21 protein-coding genes are annotated in these 15,717 nt (G+C 38.1%); 10 read left to right on the top strand and 11 right to left on the bottom strand.

Features of this window, described 5'->3' with window-relative positions; all coding sequences use genetic code 11:
- Positions 1–129: 129 nt before the first annotated feature.
- Positions 130–372 carry a spore germination protein gene (locus LAV82_RS12930; RefSeq protein ID WP_029323136.1) on the bottom strand — a complete coding sequence of 81 codons (243 nt, stop codon included), beginning with the start codon at positions 370–372 and terminating at the stop codon, positions 130–132.
- A 220-nt stretch (positions 373–592) separates the two neighbouring features.
- On the opposite strand from LAV82_RS12930, the gene LAV82_RS12925 reads away from it, so the two are divergent.
- From LAV82_RS12925 to LAV82_RS12915, 3 genes are all read left to right on the top strand, one after another.
- Positions 593–910 (top strand): winged helix-turn-helix transcriptional regulator, encoded by a 318-nt coding sequence (locus tag LAV82_RS12925; protein ID WP_013058076.1) that lies wholly within the window; start codon positions 593–595, stop codon positions 908–910.
- Between the two features lie 40 nt (positions 911–950).
- Complete coding sequence (locus LAV82_RS12920) at positions 951–1,586, top strand: FMN-dependent NADH-azoreductase (protein ID WP_013058077.1); 636 nt, start codon at positions 951–953, stop codon at positions 1,584–1,586.
- 485 nt (positions 1,587–2,071) lie between these two features.
- The gene (locus tag LAV82_RS12915; protein WP_013058078.1) at positions 2,072–2,707 is read left to right on the top strand and encodes an FMN-dependent NADH-azoreductase; all 636 of its coding nucleotides are present in this window, start codon (positions 2,072–2,074) and stop codon (positions 2,705–2,707) included.
- Positions 2,708–2,768: 61 nt separating this feature from the next.
- On the opposite strand, the gene LAV82_RS12910 is transcribed toward LAV82_RS12915, so the two are convergent.
- Positions 2,769–3,308 (bottom strand): GNAT family N-acetyltransferase, encoded by a 540-nt coding sequence (locus tag LAV82_RS12910; protein WP_499716218.1) that lies wholly within the window; start codon positions 3,306–3,308, stop codon positions 2,769–2,771.
- Positions 3,309–3,506: 198 nt separating this feature from the next.
- On the opposite strand from LAV82_RS12910, the gene LAV82_RS12905 reads away from it, so the two are divergent.
- The 4 genes from LAV82_RS12905 to LAV82_RS12890 all read left to right on the top strand — a co-directional run bounded on the left by LAV82_RS12905 (position 3,507) and on the right by LAV82_RS12890 (position 5,806).
- Complete coding sequence (locus LAV82_RS12905; protein WP_499716217.1) at positions 3,507–3,716, top strand: hypothetical protein; 210 nt, start codon at positions 3,507–3,509, stop codon at positions 3,714–3,716.
- Positions 3,717–3,720: 4 nt separating this feature from the next.
- Entirely contained in the window at positions 3,721–4,233 is a 513-nt protein-coding gene (locus LAV82_RS12900) for a hypothetical protein (protein WP_029323144.1), read from the top strand.
- Positions 4,234–4,410: 177 nt separating this feature from the next.
- A complete protein-coding gene (locus LAV82_RS12895) occupies positions 4,411–5,304 on the top strand; it encodes a tyrosinase family protein (RefSeq protein WP_211077730.1) in 894 nt (297 codons plus the stop codon).
- Between the two features lie 232 nt (positions 5,305–5,536).
- The gene (locus LAV82_RS12890; protein WP_499716214.1) at positions 5,537–5,806 is read left to right on the top strand and encodes a YjcZ family sporulation protein; all 270 of its coding nucleotides are present in this window, start codon (positions 5,537–5,539) and stop codon (positions 5,804–5,806) included.
- 69 nt (positions 5,807–5,875) lie between these two features.
- Here the strand turns inward: LAV82_RS12890 and LAV82_RS12885 are convergent, their stop codons facing one another.
- From LAV82_RS12885 to LAV82_RS12865, 5 genes are all read right to left on the bottom strand, one after another.
- On the bottom strand, positions 5,876–6,853 hold the full coding sequence (locus LAV82_RS12885; protein ID WP_499716213.1) for a ring-cleaving dioxygenase: 978 nt from the start codon (positions 6,851–6,853) through the stop codon (positions 5,876–5,878).
- A 211-nt stretch (positions 6,854–7,064) separates the two neighbouring features.
- A complete protein-coding gene (locus LAV82_RS12880; protein WP_029323155.1) occupies positions 7,065–7,688 on the bottom strand; it encodes an FMN-binding negative transcriptional regulator in 624 nt (207 codons plus the stop codon).
- A 272-nt stretch (positions 7,689–7,960) separates the two neighbouring features.
- On the bottom strand, positions 7,961–8,338 hold the full coding sequence (locus tag LAV82_RS12875) for a hypothetical protein (protein WP_013058086.1): 378 nt from the start codon (positions 8,336–8,338) through the stop codon (positions 7,961–7,963).
- A gap of 23 nt (positions 8,339–8,361) precedes the next feature.
- Positions 8,362–8,511, bottom strand: coding sequence for a glycine zipper domain-containing protein (locus tag LAV82_RS12870; protein WP_211077726.1), 150 nt, complete (start codon positions 8,509–8,511; stop codon positions 8,362–8,364).
- 102 nt (positions 8,512–8,613) lie between these two features.
- Positions 8,614–8,841 (bottom strand): hypothetical protein, encoded by a 228-nt coding sequence (locus tag LAV82_RS12865; protein ID WP_063672158.1) that lies wholly within the window; start codon positions 8,839–8,841, stop codon positions 8,614–8,616.
- 268 nt (positions 8,842–9,109) lie between these two features.
- Here LAV82_RS12865 and LAV82_RS12860 point away from each other — a divergent pair, with 268 nt between their 5' ends.
- Positions 9,110–9,676: a CBO0543 family protein gene (locus LAV82_RS12860; RefSeq protein WP_053487524.1), complete on the top strand. Its 567-nt coding sequence runs from the start codon at positions 9,110–9,112 to the stop codon at positions 9,674–9,676.
- 218 nt (positions 9,677–9,894) lie between these two features.
- Here LAV82_RS12860 and phaZ read toward each other — a convergent pair whose 3' ends face one another.
- The 3 genes from phaZ to LAV82_RS12845 form a co-directional block, all read right to left on the bottom strand.
- A complete protein-coding gene (gene phaZ, locus LAV82_RS12855; protein ID WP_013058088.1) occupies positions 9,895–10,791 on the bottom strand; it encodes an intracellular short-chain-length polyhydroxyalkanoate depolymerase in 897 nt (298 codons plus the stop codon).
- A 207-nt stretch (positions 10,792–10,998) separates the two neighbouring features.
- Positions 10,999–11,190, bottom strand: coding sequence for a hypothetical protein (locus tag LAV82_RS12850; protein WP_211077724.1), 192 nt, complete (start codon positions 11,188–11,190; stop codon positions 10,999–11,001).
- A gap of 89 nt (positions 11,191–11,279) precedes the next feature.
- On the bottom strand, positions 11,280–11,810 hold the full coding sequence (locus LAV82_RS12845) for an ECF transporter S component (RefSeq protein WP_013084107.1): 531 nt from the start codon (positions 11,808–11,810) through the stop codon (positions 11,280–11,282).
- 422 nt (positions 11,811–12,232) lie between these two features.
- On the opposite strand from LAV82_RS12845, the gene LAV82_RS12840 reads away from it, so the two are divergent.
- On the top strand, positions 12,233–12,736 hold the full coding sequence (locus LAV82_RS12840) for a YehS family protein (protein ID WP_013058091.1): 504 nt from the start codon (positions 12,233–12,235) through the stop codon (positions 12,734–12,736).
- A gap of 1 nt (position 12,737) precedes the next feature.
- The gene (locus LAV82_RS12835) at positions 12,738–13,445 is read left to right on the top strand and encodes a M48 family metallopeptidase (protein ID WP_013058092.1); all 708 of its coding nucleotides are present in this window, start codon (positions 12,738–12,740) and stop codon (positions 13,443–13,445) included.
- Between the two features lie 55 nt (positions 13,446–13,500).
- On the opposite strand, the gene fbp is transcribed toward LAV82_RS12835, so the two are convergent.
- Complete coding sequence (gene fbp, locus LAV82_RS12830; protein ID WP_013058093.1) at positions 13,501–15,429, bottom strand: fructose-1,6-bisphosphatase; 1,929 nt, start codon at positions 15,427–15,429, stop codon at positions 13,501–13,503.
- Between the last annotated feature and the right edge of the window lie 288 nt (positions 15,430–15,717).

Raw genomic sequence — 15,717 nt, 5'->3', positions numbered from 1 at the left:
TATCATTATAATTAGAACGAGCATTTACATTCGCTTATCATTAGTAAATAGAAGGTATCCTACTATACAACAGCATTAAAAAACAGCTTATAACTTTGCTTGTTATAAGCCGCTTTATCTCTATGATTTCTATTGCTGATTTCCATATACCCCGTCAATATTCGCAACAGCCGTTTGATCAAATATATCTGCATCCATATTTGTGTTTTTCATTCGCGCACAAGCAGCTGAAATGTCTCCATAGGTTGAGTTGATTCCAACAGATTTAACATCCGCTGTGTGTCCGTTGTGAAGAACTTCTCCAAAATTCATCGATCCGTTCCTCGCCATACCATTAATTCTTGTGTTACAGATGTTAATAACTCCTGCCATGGCCATACCACCTTTTCTTAAAATGAATTCGTACATCGTATGCTGTAACAAGCCTATGTGTGAAAGATTTTCAAAAAGTGAAAAGCAAGGTACAAATACTAGTGAAATTATTCATTTCACCCTGCTTCACCCAAAGTTTCCACATGTTTTTATGCTTTTTCTGTTACAATAAATGCATAAGTTATTTTTCATCCATATTGTTTGAAGGAGGATACGTAATATGGACGAACCAAAAGATATTCAACCTAAAGTAGAAAAAAGTTTCGAACTGATTGGCAAGAAGTGGACAGGATTAATCATTTATGTACTTATGAGCGGTCCTAAACGCTTTAGTGAATTAAATGAAAGTATACCAGCCTTAAGCAGAAGGCTTTTGACAGAACGGATTAAAGAGCTTGAAGACCACGGCATCGTTGTCCGAAATGTTATTCCCGACCGCCCTATTCGTTCTGAATATTCGCTGACTCAAAAAGGAACAGAGCTAGGCAAAATATTAGGGCCGATTAGCCAGTGGGCAGAAAGCTGGGTCCAAGATTAATGTCAGTTACTAAAATTACTCCGTAGAAAGGATGAGCATCATGGCAAATGTTCTCTATATTACTGCACACCCTTTAGCTGAAGACGAATCGCTTAGCATGGCTGTGGGGAAAGAATTTATCGACGTGTATAAGCAAACACATCCAGAAGATGATGTGGTTCATTTAGATTTATATCAAGCAGATATTCCATACTTAGATGCAGACGTATTTAACGGATGGAAAAAGCTTCGTTCTCACTCTTCCATTCAGGATTTATCAACGGATGAACGATTAAAAGTGGGACGATTAGCCGAACTAGGCGGACAGTTCGTACTCGCTGACAAATATATTTTTGTCACGCCAATGTGGAATTTTTCGGTTCCTGCGATTATGAAAACGTACATTGATGCGATCACCGTGTCAGGTAAAACCTTTACATATACAAAAGAAGGCGCTCAGGGATTGCTTAAAGGAAAAAAAGCGATACACATTCAATCCCGCGGAGACGTGTATTCAGAAGGCCCTGAAATGGCAAGAGAAATGGGTCATCGCTATTTAGAAATTATGATGGATTTCTTTGGCATTGAAGCGTTTGAAAGCATTATTATTGAAGGACAAGTAAAATTCCCGGATCAAATTCCGCAAATTAAAGAAAAAGCATTCCAAAAAGCCCATTCAATGGCCAAAACATTTTAAATTCAATAGAAACGAAAAAGACCTCGAAGCAGATCGAGGTCTTTTTCTTTACTCTTCCCTCCCTTATATTTCCCTTGAAATAATGATCACCTTCCTGCTCGGTTTGCACTGAAAATAGGTTTAAAGGAAAGATAAAACGCTGTTATTTTTTGTTACTATTCATAACGTAGGTTATGTAAATATATGTTTTTCTTTTTTCTTTTTTTAATTATTCACCTTCAAAAAAAGATATTTATTTTCAAATCATAACATTTAAAATCGTACTGTAAGACGTATAAATCCTTTTCTTAAAAGGGTTTACGCATAAAAACAGAAAATATGTTATCAGCAAAAAAAGTTTTAAACATGGTAAAACCAAATAAAAAACCTTTGACTAAATTTATTACGTAGGTTACTATTAATAACGTAGTAGATGTTTTCGAACATATTATCTTTAATTCATGAAACAACATTTATATATTGAAGACAGAAAGGTGAAAAGAATTATGGCAAAAGTATTATATATTACAGCAAACCCTAACGATGCTACGCAATCATTCAGTATGGCTGCGGGAGACGCATTCATTAACGAGTATAAAGAAGTAAACCCAACGGATGAGATTGTTCATGTTAATTTATATCAAGAACATATCCCTCACATCGACGGTGATGTATTCAGCGGATGGGGTAAACTTGGAAGCGGCGCAGAATTTGACGCGCTTACTCCTGAAGAACAGCGCAAAGTTGCTCGCTTAAACGAGTTAAGTGACCAATTTGCTCAAGCAGACAAATATGTATTTGTTACACCAATGTGGAACTTCTCATTCCCACCAGTGATGAAAGCATACTTAGATGCTGTAGCAGTAGCTGGAAAATCATTTAAATATACAGCAGAAGGTTCTGTAGGTCTATTAACAGATAAAAAAGCGTATCATATTCAAGCAAACGGCGGTATCTACTCTCGCGGCCCTGCTGGTGAACTAGAAATGGGTCACCGCTATATGCGCATTATGATGAACTTCTTCGGGGTTCCTTCTATTGGAAGCCTATTTGTAGAAGGACAGGCTGCAATGCCAGATAAAGCACAAGAAATTAAAGAAGACGGCATTGCTCGCGCTAAAGAAGCTGCACGTACGTTCTAACAAAAAATGTAAGCATAAAAAAAGGAACATCTCCCCATGTTCCTTTTTTTTATGCTCACAATTATATCTTGGCTTCCCTGCGCAGTAGCGAATAAACATATGTATCAAACGGGATGCCGTTTTGGAACATGTACTCTCTTAGCATCCCTTCCTTTTTAAATCCTAATTTGCTCAACAAGGCGATAGATCCACTATTTTGTGTAAATACAATCGCTCCTATGCGATTGTATTGAAGTTCGTTGAAGCCATGAGAAATCGCTTCATGAACGGCTTCTGTTGCGTATCCTTTGTTCCAATACTCTGGAAAAAGAGCATAGCTTACGTTTACTTTCTTATGCTCAGAAGACCACTCTTGAAACCCTATTGTTCCAATCAGCTTTTCTTTTCCTTTTAGCTGAATCCCCCATTTAATCAATTGCTTTTCTTCGTAGCCTTTGGAAAAATCCTTAATGATCTCCTTCACTTGGTTGGTCGATTCTAAAGGTTTTTGCCCGTAATAGCGCAGCACCTCTTCATCAGAAAAGCATTCTAAAATCTCACCGGCATCATCTTCTACAATTTTTCTTAATATCAGCCGTTTTGTCTCTAATTCCGGAAACATTTTCTTCCCTCTTTTCTGCGCAGCTTATCTACCTACGGTAAACCATACTATTCTCCTCTCAACTAGCAATATCCTGCTAAAACCTCACCCGGGAGGACTCATTTCCTATCCAAATAGTCGATTTACAGCGGAGATAGTGGTATTTTATATAGTAGGCATAAGTTGCTTTTTATCAACACAGAGGCGGTGAACGCAGAAATGAACCAAGATAAAGAATTGCTGTCCACGATACACGCTCTTCAAAAAGAGCTGCAGCAAGAAAAAGAAAACCGTGCGTATATGCAAAAAGATATGGACGAACTAAGAAGCGCTTTATTACAATCAGAACGAGTAAAACAAAACTTAATTGATCAGCTAGAAAAGAAAGTCGATTTGATTTTAACGTTGATTCAAAAAGGAGACACATAAAGAAATGGATTTTTTTAAAAACAGCAAAATACTATACACTATTGTAGCACTTGTTATTGCTCTCATCGCTGTATTTACCAACAATTCGCCCATTTCCCTCATTCAGCAGCATGAAAATTCAAGCAGCACATCGAGTAGCACATCGGACACTACATCAAGCAACCAATGCTCTGCAGAGACTCAAAGCGACAGGTTATTTACCGGCAAAGAACTTGTCTTACAAGAAGGAAATGATAAATACGGATATTGCCACATTGTCGCGCATATGCAAAAACCAGGCGTTGACAATTACCAAGGTAAAAGCCAATTCAGCAAGTATTTAAATGAAAAACAAGCGATGTCTGTTGCTGAAGAAGTCATCAACGAAGGTGACGACGGCACCAACAATAAATCTGGCAACTATGTTAAAGAAAAGTATATTAGTTCCTTAAACCAAGAAGTTAGAGTTGTGTATACTGACTACAGAGGCAAAGACTACGACTATAGCGTAACGACCATGTATCCAATTGGTCATTAATAATAATGCAGTGAATAAAAGCAGGCGCATGCCTGCTTTTATTATTTTACCTCTATTTATGATTTACACCTTTAAAAAAGTCTCTGTAAATTTACAGTAGCACTCTTACCTCTTGGACATATTCTAAATATAAAAAAGAAACAGCCCCTTGCTTCTTTTTTAGAAAGAGGTTAAAAAATGAGTAACAAGTACAGAGTTAGAAAAAACGTATTACGGCTTACCGATACGGAAAAAAGAGATTTTGTTCGTACCGTGCTAATACTAAAGGAAAAAGGGATATATGACCGCTATATAGCCTGGCATGGTGCAGCAGGTAAATTTCATACTCCTCCGGGCAGCGATCGAAATGCAGCACATATGAGTTCTGCTTTTTTGCCGTGGCATCGTGAATACCTTTTACGATTCGAACGTGACCTTCAATCAATCAATCCAGAAGTAACCCTTCCTTATTGGGAATGGGAAACGGACGCACAGCTGCAGGATCCCTCACAGTCACAAATTTGGAGTGCAGATTTTATGGGAAGAAACGGAAATCCAAAAAAAGATTTTATCGTCGATACCGGGCCATTTGCAGCTGGGCGCTGGACGACGATCGATGAACAAGGAAACCCTTCTGGAGGGCTAAAACGTAATTTTGGAGCAACTAAAGAGGCACCTACATTGCCTACTCGAGATGATGTGCTCGATGCTTTAAAAATAACTCAATATGACACGCCGCCTTGGGATATGACCAGCCAAAACAGCTTTCGTAATCAGCTTGAAGGATTTATTAACGGGCCACAGCTTCACAATCGCGTACACCGTTGGGTTGGCGGACAGATGGGCGTTGTCCCTACTGCTCCGAATGATCCTGTCTTCTTTTTACACCACGCAAATGTGGATCGTATTTGGGCTGTATGGCAAATTGTTCATCGCAATCAAAACTATCAGCCGATGAAAAACGGGCCATTTGGTCAAAACTTTAGAGATCCGATGTATCCTTGGAATACAACCCCTGAAGACGTTATGAACCATCGAAAGCTTGGGTACGTATACGATATAGAATTAAGAAAATCAAAACGTTCATCATAACCCGTTCTAGAAACAGCGGTATGCAATCAAAATCAGGTAAACCCCTTCCCTTCTGACATAACTTATAAGGCCGCAAGCATCGTAAAACTCACTGCTTCATTTCCATTCACCATAAAATATAGTTAATCAACCATAATTGGGCTGTGAATAAGCTTCATATGAGGACCTTGGAACATATGAATAAGTTATCAAAGCTTTATAAAAGTTTTATAAATGAAGGGAAGATATCAAAATGCATAATAACGTAAACGCACCTTTTAGTTCTAATGAAAATATGCCGTTCTCACCTGCTATGGCTCACCACGGCTATACAGCTCCTGCTTATGATCATATGATTCCACACTGCGGATATTCAATGCCTGACTATGGATATGTGGTTCCTGAATGTGGATATGGCGTTTCTCACCATGGATGTAATGGTTTCGCCATTATCATCGTACTGTTTATTTTACTCATTATTATTGGTGCATGTGGTTGCGGTTTCTGGCACGATGAGTGTTAACCTAAAAAACTTCAGTATTAATACTGGAGTTTTTTAATGTCTTAATAGGCGGCAGGCACCTTAAGAATTCTATAGCGTTTCGTCCAAATCTAGCGGTCTCAGCTTCTCTTCGATTTCTTTGCGCTTAGGCTCTAAAAATGGCGGCAGCGCTAATGTTTGGCCCATCGTTTCAAGCGGTTCATCGGTCGCAAATCCAGGTGTGTCCGTTGATAATTCAAATAAAATGCCGTTTGGTTCTCTGAAATAAAGTGCTTTAAAATAGTATCGTTCTACTTTACCGGAATTCGGCAGACTGTTGTCATTTAATCGACTTGCCCACTTATTGTATTCTTCTTCATTTGGAACACGGAATGCAACGTGATGAACGCCACCGCGCCCTAAGCGAACTTTCGGCAAATCGGGTCTCGTTTCAATATGAACTTCGGCTCCGCTTCCGCCTTCACCTGTTGCATAAACCAAAATATCTCTATGATCTCCTGCAAGAGATGGATAAGAACCCACGTAGCGAAATCCCATAATATTTGTCAGTACGTCAACAGTTGGTTCTGCCGTACCCACCGTTAGCGTGACCGGTCCTAAACCGATAATCGCATGTTCTAACGGAATGTCTTCGCGCTTCCACGGCACGCCTGCTCTTACCCCTTTTTCACCGTTGTCCGCAACAAGAAGCAAACGTGTCCCTTCATAATCTTTAAATGCTAACGTATCACGATTAGCTCGTTTAGCTATTTCTTCATATTCCACTCCGTACTGCTCGAAGCGCTCTTTCCAAAAGTGTAAAGAATCCGTACTTTTAACGCGAAGCGAAACAGTCGAAATGTCAGATGCACCTTGATGCGTTCTTGCAAGCCCCGGAATATCAAAAAACGTTACTTCCGTTCCTGGCGTCCCTTCTCCATCTGCATAAAACAAGTGGTAAGACTGAGTGTTATCTTGATTAACCGTTTTTTTTACTAATCGCATGCCTAAAACTTTGGTGAAAAACTGATAGTTTTTCTCAGCTTTCCCCGTCAAAATAGATACATGATGCAACCCTAACAATTCCATCTGCTCCGCCTCTTTTCATAATATATAAATTTTTTAACTTCCACTAAAATTATCTTTAATTTAATTATCTTTAATTAAAGATAATTTTAAAGGATATACAGCCTGTTTGTCAATAACAAGAAAATGTTGTGAACATAAAAAAGAAACTAAACACATAGTTAGTTTCTCTTTATCTTCCCTTTAACAAACTGTTGATCTTTTCCAACAGCGGTTACTTCTTAAGCACGCGCTGCACATTTTGCTTCATCAGCTCCGCAATTTTTGTTTCATTTTCACGAGATGTCTGCTCTAATTTTTCTATGACTAACTGCTGTCTTTCGACTGAATGATTTTGACTTATCTTTTGTTTACCTTCCATTTTGCTGATGTCGATTTTAAACCCAATGATTCCTTTGCTTAAACCATTCATATAAGCAGGATCAACGTCATTTAGTGTATATGTACTGCTCGGGCTTTCATATTTCTCCACCATCTTTCTCAGCAGCCCAAGCAGTTCTGTTGGTTCTTCAATCATTTTCATGGTTCCATACACGTGAACAGCTTCATAATTCCATGTTGGTACAGCTTGATTCGTTTCATACCAAGAAGGTGAAATATAACAGTGAGGCCCTTGAAACACAACCAAAATTTCTTGATTTTCAGCATCTTTCCACTGCTGATTCGGACGAGCAAAATGTCCGTATAAAGCTTTTTCTTTCCGGTTTAACATCAGGGGCAAATGAGTAGCATAAGGCTTTTCATTATGATACGAAAACAAAGTGGCGAATCCATTGTCTTCAATAAATTCATACATTATTTGTTCCTCATTCACTTTAAAATACTTTGGAATATACATCGGCGCTTCTCCTTTATCTCTTATTTAGTAAAAGATATAATACTATACGTGTTTGCAACAGCGTCAGTTATAAACTTTTTATGGAGGTCAGCAAACATTTAACCATTTATGAATCGATTTTTTAAGAAGCTTATGCTACACTGTTGCGATGTAAACCGCTGTTTTTTATATGTATTTATTTAGCACATGATGCAATTAGATACCCGTTGGTAAATAAAGCTTCAGAAACTCAAAAAAAGAAGAGCTTGTTTAAAACAGCTCCTTTCTCACGTTTATCTATACAATTGAGGATTTTTTTCTCGTTTGATAGGTCCGCCTTTGGCTATATGCCACTCAATGACGCGGTCGGTCAAACGATCGTATACGTCGTCTTCTAAATACGGATCTTCTGCCGAAGTGAGCAAGGTGTGAACATCGGCTTTTATTTCGGCTAACATAGCTGTGCTGAATACGTCCGGATCATTCAATACGTCTAGTATATATAACACCAGCATCTCAAATCCGCCGTCCCAATTGGCATTTCCGTTGCCTTGAGCTTCACAGCGAAGCTTTTCAATGGCCCGGATGACTTCTCCTTCTACGATATCCGACTGCCCATTTCTCGGGACATAGTTTAACCATAGTTCTTTTGCTTCGTCAAAATACTTCATTCTGAACTCCTTCTTTCAAAACTTTATTCCTTTTTATTCCTTTGGTTCATTGCCGTTCCAATCGCAATACCGAACCTAATATTATCCATAAGCATACCGAGAGAAGCCCCCATCGCAACGCCCATCCCTAACCCCATTCCTAGATAATCTGTCTTTTTCTTTTCTTCAGACAAAAAACCACTCCTTTTCTCTACTATTTTATTGATACCTTTTATACGTAAAAACTGCGCTAAAAGTTTCATAAAAATGGAAAAAGCAGTCGCTGTAACTGCTTTTTAAATGATGAGCTGATAAACGGCCTCTCCGAGCAGCAAGACCGACGTAAGCATGCAGATCACTCCAAATACATACATCGATTTACGTACAAACCGCTCAAACGATACGCCAAAGCATCCTTTAGCTATCCAATACATGGGGATAAGGAGACCTTTAATCCGAACCCGCTTCATTGATTCATCGGATAATGACCGAGATAAAGAAAGGATCATTAAACCAACCATCATACACAAAACTGCTATCACTATGTTTAAAATATGACTATTTATACTCTCCTTTATTTTTCCTTTTTTATAGTTACTATTTTAGCATAGCGGAAAGCCGAGGAGTGCCTATAAAAGAATGAAATACTACATACTTTACACTTAATGTATCAAAAGCATAATCTCTCCTCAGAAAGTTACGAACATCTTAATAGGAAAAGGTATCCAAAACTTAAGAAAAGGGCATTTTAAAAGTAACGAAATTTTGCTTACTTAAAAAGGATGGATTACATTGACACCAAACCAACAGGAATATCTTAAAAAAATACATAGCATACAAGAAAATCTAGCCAAAACGTGGGCTGAATATTGGCAGCACTACTCCACTCCAAGTTCTTGGCAGTTTTGGGTTACCTTGGGCGCTTTCATTTTACCTTTAGTCATTCTCTATTTTTTAATTGACCGAAAAAAAGCCTTTCACTTAGGGTTTTATGGATTTAACGTGCACGTTTGGTTTCACTATATTGACACCGCTGGAGTTTATAACGGGCTGTGGACGTATCCTTACCAAATCAACACAATCATACCCGTAAGCTTTAGCCTAGATGCTTCGCTTATTCCTGTCTCTTTTATGCTTCTTTATCAGTGGACAATTAACCATCATAAAAATTACTATGTATATGCAACTGCTCTTTGTTTGTTTTTTGCTTTTATTTTCAAACCGCTATTAACAGGGATTGGCTTTTTCCAGCTGCATGAATGGGCTACTTACGGTCATTTATTTGTATTTTATCTGGCTGTGATACTGCTATCAAAATGGATTACCAATCTGTTTCTTTATTTTGAAAAACAACATTAAATATAATAAGTCCACTCAATAAAAAAACGTAAGCCTTTTTGAAAAGACCTTACGTTTTTTGTGATTGTTTTATTTACTAGCTGTCTGCTTCCTCAGAAGGTAACAGGCTTTGTTCATCTCAAAGCATTTTGCAGGCAGCTCATTTTGCTTGTGTGGATTTAGAACATGCTGCATCTAGCAATAATAAAACTTCTGTTAACAGCGAAAATCTCACTTTTTTAAGCCCTGCTTAAATTAGTGTTGTATAAGTCCATTAAACTGCTTAAATCATCTAACAACGGACAGTGACCTACACCTTTCATAATTTTTAACGTCGCATTTTCCCCTATGCCTTTCGCGATGTCAGATGCATCTCTTGTCGAAACCATCTTATCTTCGTCTCCTTGAATAACCATAGTCGGAATCGTGATTTTCCCCACCTCTCCTGTCCCTTCCACAACACCATTAAAATCGTTTGAAATATTAAATCTCATGAGTGCGTAATTGATATCAATTAAGTTGCGCTGCTTGATCGTTTCTTCTAAATATTTTTCAAATTGATCAGCAGACGGCTTATTTTTTGTATATAAAAATTGACGCAGCATCATTTTTAAAAACCATGTGTTTTTTGTTTCTTTCGCGTTTTCTACCATTCTAAATGCTTCTTTTACTTCTTCTTTGGTTTGTATAAAGTTGTTGGGAATAGGCAGTTCTAGAAACGTTCTTCTTGGAATCGGATAGCCTTTGATATTGACGGAGCTTAATAAAATTAATTTTTTAGCATCATTCGGATGATCAATCACATATTGCATAGCAACTGCTCCTCCTAATGACCACCCACTTATTGTAAAAGCAGACAACTTTAAAGCATCTGCAAACAGTTTGACATCATCTGATAAGTCTTTGATTGTGTGAATAGGTGTATGATAAGTGGAGTCTCCAAATCCTCTTAAGTCGATCGCATAAGCTGTGATATGTTCTGGAAGTTCGTTCATTAACACATCCCAGTTAAGGGAAGAATTCATGTTTCCGTGAATTAACAAAAGTACCTCTTTTCCGCCCTTTTTCATTCGGTAATTTACTGTTTCTCCATTTGATAATTCTACTTTTGCTTGTTCTAAAGCAGATACGGTCATCGCTATTTTCCTCTTTTCTTATATAATTAGAACGATCGCTAGCATTTATTTTTCAATACCCTATTTATCAAGATTTAAGCAGTTAGAAAGAAGTTGTGCAAAACCCAAAATAATTCTATGTCATTCTATTTGCTAAAAAAGACAGCCAAATACGCGATTTGGCTGCCTTTTTATAATGAAGAAATATACGAATGAGCAACAAGGCCATTACTTTCTCGGTGCGTCCAGTGCTTGATAGGCAAGCTGATATTTCCCGCCTTCAGCTACTTCTGCATGGTACAGAGCTTTAAGAGCAAAGTTTTTTTCAAGGCTGTGCTCTTTCATCAGTCCGTTCAGCTTACCTTGCAGTTCCTGATTGTCTTTAATGAGCTGCTTCATCTGTGATTTTAAATATTTCATGGTGTTTTCCGCTCCTTTCACTTGATGAATATCTATCAAGTATATCACTTAAGGATAGGATAATGGTAAAACGACTTACGATTGACCAATTAAATCTGTACCGCTCTGTTCTTTAAGCGTCCTACAAGCGGAACGACGATAATACCGGCGATAACAACTTGCATCACATTTCCTGGTATAGAGCCAAGCGGAAGGATCCAGTTACCGTAAAGAATCACTTCGGCAAAATAGTAGCCTACGATTTTTACAATCAGCGCAGCAACAACTGCCAGTGTGTTCACAAGTGCTCTTTTACCAGGTGCTTTTTCTGAGATAAGACCTGCTAAAAAGCCCATTGCACCTACGATAATAAACGTAAACGGCGCCCATGCTGTCCAGCCGGAGATGAGGTCGAATAAACCCATTCCAAAAGCCCCGGCGATGGCTCCTGTCTTTTTGCCGTAAAGAAAGGCTGCTATAAAAAGAGGAACGTTGCCTAAATGGATAAGGCCTCCGTTACCCATGATTGGAAGCTTGATGTTGATAAACATTGTCGCTACAAACGTCAGTGCGATAAAAAGCGCATGCATGGATAAAGCTTTGATTTTGGTTGATTCTCTTGGTGAGTACGTTGAATTCATTTGTTGACCTCTTTCTTTTTTTACTACTATCATACTCCTAATTACATACTTAATAAATACGTAAAACTATTTATTTAGTAAGATATATCATTCTGGCAGCACACAGGGATCCGCCAACTTCAAAAATTGTCCTAAACGTTCTTAAAAAAAGAAAGCTGCCTCTGCTTCCTTTAGCAGCCTGCGGCGCCTAATTTTTGTTATGGTAAAGAGTCTCTTCGGGCATAATATGAGCAAATCGTTCTTTTTCAAGAGTTGACGAAGGCTGATAAATATGAGAAGTTATATGTTTGTAGAAATGAATGGAATAACTTAGAATTCCAGCGGAACCTGTTACTATAATTGTACTGATATTAACCAAGTCCGTTCAGATTGTGGCAGTCATGATTTTTACATACAGCAAGCATGTTATAGGAGGAGCAAGAATGGATAATAACGATATTTTAATTAGATTACGATATGCCTTGGATTTAAAAAATACAGAAATGGTAGAGATCTTTAATCTTGGCGGAGTAGACGTAACAAAAGAAGACGTATTAAAGATCCTTACGAGAACACCGGACGAAGAAGACGAGGATGCAGTTCATGCGGACGAACACATCTCGTGCAGTAACGGTATGTTAGATTCTTTTTTAAACGGTTTTATTACCTTTAAAAGAGGAAAACAAGACCCTAAACCAGGGCAAGCACCGCCAGCGCCGGTTCAGAGCAATCAAAATATGTACAACGTCTTATTAAAGAAAGTAAAAATTGCTTTGTCCCTAACCAGTGAAGAGATGTTAGAAGTATTCGACGACGGTGGAATACGCGTATCTAAAGCAGAATTAGGTGCTTTATTACGAAAAAAAGGCCACAAAAATTACAAACCGTGCAAAGAGAATTTTGCTCGAAAATTCCTAAGAGGCTTAACCGTACAATATAGAGGATAAAATGATACACACTTTTTCAAATCAGAGTATCCATTACGAAATACGATATAAAAACCGAAGTTCTTTTGCGATTAAAGTAGACGGATACGGAACGGTCGAAGTTCTTGCTCCTAAAGGAACGTCTACTGAACAAGTATGTATGTTATTAGAGAACAACTGGGCATTGATTCAGCAAAAAATAAACGAAATGAAAGATAGAACGCATGGACCAAAGAAAAAAGTCTATGAACACGGAGAACGCTTTTTGTATGTAGGAAAAAACTATCCCATACAGATTCATCACGATTCGACCATTACAAAGGATTCTGTATTGTTTGAAGCGAACACGCTTCAGATTTATGTCAATCAGCACGACGATGAAGCGATAAAACAAGCGCTCAAACGCTTTTACTATCAACAATGTAAAGCGTTAGTAACCAAGAGTATCTCCTCCTATCAAAAACATTTTAAAACAAAGCCGCGCTCCATTTCGATTTCCGATAGCAAAAAAGCGTGGGGCACGTGTGATTCTAAGCGTCAGCTAACCTTTAACTGGCGGCTGGCAATGGCACCGCAGCACGTCATTGATTACGTAGTCGTTCATGAAATGTGCCACATGGTTCACATGAATCACGACCGATCCTTTTGGCGTCTTGTCGGGAAAATCATGCCCGATTATCGTGAACAAGAGAACTGGCTGGAAATGTCGAGCTGGGAAATGACGGTGTAGTACCGCTAAACAAAAAAGAGCAGAAGCCCCAGGGGCATACTGCTCTTTTTTATCTTTAACTATAGCGATATTTTCTTAAATCTTTTAAAATAGAAATTTCTTTTAACAATTCTTCTCCGACGTTTGTTTCTAAAACCATTTTTCTTTCTAGTTCTTTATCAACCAATCGCTTTACGGATAAGACGTCCGTTCCTTCTAATAAAATCTCTTCTTTTGAATTGAAGTGTTTGTGAGCGACTAGCTGCATGCCGTAAGAATTATATAATAACGTGTAGCCAGCAATTCCTGTTGTGGACTGATACGCTTTTGAAAAACCGCCGTCAATGACAATCATTTTTCCATTTGCTTTGACCGGGTTTTCTCCTTCAATTTCTTTGACTGGCGTATGACCATTAATAATATGACCATGATCAGGATTTAGATTAAATTCTTCCAGGATGTTTCGGCAGACTTCCTCATTTTCCCGTAAGTAATAATACGGATTCTTCTTCTCTTTATGCGTTGTTTTATCACTGATAAAATATCTTTCAAACGTGGTCATTGCACGTTTCCCAAAGAGTGATGAATATTCTCCTGTCCATAGGTACCAGACCATATCTGTTGCCAAATCATCCGTTTCTTCAGGATGTGCAAAAGCCTCTTGTAAATAATGTTCAAACACATCAAGCAAGTTGCGGCCTGCATACGTTTTATCTTCAATCGTCATTTTTTCCATGTTTCCTTCTTCATCTAAAGGAATGCAGCCGTGTATTAATAAGTTTCCGTTGTATTTCAAATAAAGGTTGCCTTTTTTCATAAGAAACTTCATATGTCTCGCCAGCTTTTCCGAATGCTGCACAGAAAGCAGCAGTCTTTCCATTACCTGCTCTTCTTCTTCTAATAGCTGATCAGGCTGCGCCGGATTAACCGTTGCAAAGCAGCTGTTTTCTAGCGGATACGTGTTTCCGTATATCGTAATTTCATTTTTATCATAATCAATTTTTTCAAGCAGCAGCCTTTCCGACATATTAAAGAAAGGACGTCTTTTTATAATCGGACTTTCAAGCTTGAATTGAATCATCGCAATGGCTTGATGAATTTTTGTAATTTGTAGTCGCTCGTGATCGGATAGTTTGTCACTCGAGCTTACTTTTGGTCTAAAAGCAGGATTATCATCATAGTATTTCTCCGCCAGGTTAAGCAACGGTCTCAAGTTAATGCCATATACATCTTCAATAATATCTAGATTGTCGTATCTTGCGCAGATACGAATAATATTGGCAAGACACACTTTCGAACCCGCAAAAGCGCCTAGCCATAGCACATCGTGATTTCCCCACTGAATATCAACGGAGTGATAGTTAATCAGCGTATCCATAATTTTATCCGGTTCAGGTCCACGGTCATAAATATCCCCTACTACGTGCAGATGGTCAACAACCAACCTTTGTGTTGTATAAGCAAGGCCTACGATAAGCTTATCAGCCTGTCCTAAAGAGATAATCTGCTGAACAATCTTCGTGTAGTACTGCTCTTTATTTGTAAATTCATCCGTTTTATATAGCAGTTCTTCAATAATGTACACAAATTGATTTGGCAATGCTTTACGCAGTTTAGAACGCGTGTATTTAGAAGAAGCGTACGAAATAAGATTAAGCATACGATCAATGATTTCTGTATACCATTGATAGAGTTCCTTTTTGTTTCGAAACTGTGCTTTGATCAACGGTAATTTTTCTTCAGGGTAATAGACTAATGTCGCAAATTCATTGATTTCTTTGTCAGATAATACGTTTTTAAAAAGATCTTTAATTTTCTCTTTTACATTCCCCGAACCGTTTCGCAGCACGTGCTGAAAGGCTTGATACTCGCCGTGTAAATCGCTGACAAAATGCTCGGTCCCTTTTGGCAGATGAAGAATAGCTTCAAGGTTAATAATTTCGGTTACCACTTTTTCTTCCGTATCATACTTTTGTGCAAGTAAATCTAGATATTTTGTGTTCAAAACTATGTATCCCCTTTCAACGTTCACCATTTAGTATAATCACCGTCATAACCCTGTAAGATAAATTATGATTATAATGTTACGCACCTCTTATTTAACTCTTTTCTCTCCATGCCTCACCTCTTTATTTTAACCTATTTTACGTATAGGTAAAATGGTATAAAGTCTATTTGTCCATAAAGATTAACCGGCCTTTTCCGCTTAAAGATGAAAACTAAGTGATAACATAAAAAAACCTGCTGACTGAGATCAGCAGGTTCGATACATATGAAAGAAGCGTACATAATC

It is taken from the genome of Bacillus sp. ILBB4 (genome assembly GCF_035064545.1).
In the GTDB taxonomy this organism is placed as follows: Bacteria; Bacillota; Bacilli; order Bacillales; family Bacillaceae_H; genus Priestia.
This window is presented reverse-complemented; position numbering and strand designations above follow the sequence as displayed.

What these genes read in the sequence shown, in the direction of transcription:
- LAV82_RS12890 (WP_499716214.1), top strand. Translation starts at nt 5,537, where the DNA reads ATGCATAATAACGTAAACGCACCTTTTAGTTCTAATGAAAATATGCCG.
- LAV82_RS12885 (WP_499716213.1), bottom strand. Translation starts at nt 6,853, where the DNA reads ATGGAATTGTTAGGGTTGCATCATGTATCTATTTTGACGGGGAAAGCT.
- LAV82_RS12835 (WP_013058092.1), top strand. Translation starts at nt 12,738, where the DNA reads ATGATACACACTTTTTCAAATCAGAGTATCCATTACGAAATACGATAT.
- LAV82_RS12865 (WP_063672158.1), bottom strand. Translation starts at nt 8,841, where the DNA reads ATGATGGTTGGTTTAATGATCCTTTCTTTATCTCGGTCATTATCCGAT.
- LAV82_RS12850 (WP_211077724.1), bottom strand. Translation starts at nt 11,190, where the DNA reads ATGAAATATTTAAAATCACAGATGAAGCAGCTCATTAAAGACAATCAG.
- LAV82_RS12880 (WP_029323155.1), bottom strand. Translation starts at nt 7,688, where the DNA reads ATGTATATTCCAAAGTATTTTAAAGTGAATGAGGAACAAATAATGTAT.
- LAV82_RS12845 (WP_013084107.1), bottom strand. Translation starts at nt 11,810, where the DNA reads ATGAATTCAACGTACTCACCAAGAGAATCAACCAAAATCAAAGCTTTA.
- LAV82_RS12895 (WP_211077730.1), top strand. Translation starts at nt 4,411, where the DNA reads ATGAGTAACAAGTACAGAGTTAGAAAAAACGTATTACGGCTTACCGAT.
- LAV82_RS12905 (WP_499716217.1), top strand. Translation starts at nt 3,507, where the DNA reads ATGAACCAAGATAAAGAATTGCTGTCCACGATACACGCTCTTCAAAAA.
- LAV82_RS12930 (WP_029323136.1), bottom strand. Translation starts at nt 372, where the DNA reads ATGGCAGGAGTTATTAACATCTGTAACACAAGAATTAATGGTATGGCG.
- LAV82_RS12840 (WP_013058091.1), top strand. Translation starts at nt 12,233, where the DNA reads ATGGATAATAACGATATTTTAATTAGATTACGATATGCCTTGGATTTA.
- LAV82_RS12910 (WP_499716218.1), bottom strand. Translation starts at nt 3,308, where the DNA reads ATGTTTCCGGAATTAGAGACAAAACGGCTGATATTAAGAAAAATTGTA.
- phaZ (WP_013058088.1), bottom strand. Translation starts at nt 10,791, where the DNA reads ATGACCGTATCTGCTTTAGAACAAGCAAAAGTAGAATTATCAAATGGA.
- LAV82_RS12915 (WP_013058078.1), top strand. Translation starts at nt 2,072, where the DNA reads ATGGCAAAAGTATTATATATTACAGCAAACCCTAACGATGCTACGCAA.
- LAV82_RS12900 (WP_029323144.1), top strand. Translation starts at nt 3,721, where the DNA reads ATGGATTTTTTTAAAAACAGCAAAATACTATACACTATTGTAGCACTT.
- LAV82_RS12875 (WP_013058086.1), bottom strand. Translation starts at nt 8,338, where the DNA reads ATGAAGTATTTTGACGAAGCAAAAGAACTATGGTTAAACTATGTCCCG.
- LAV82_RS12925 (WP_013058076.1), top strand. Translation starts at nt 593, where the DNA reads ATGGACGAACCAAAAGATATTCAACCTAAAGTAGAAAAAAGTTTCGAA.
- LAV82_RS12920 (WP_013058077.1), top strand. Translation starts at nt 951, where the DNA reads ATGGCAAATGTTCTCTATATTACTGCACACCCTTTAGCTGAAGACGAA.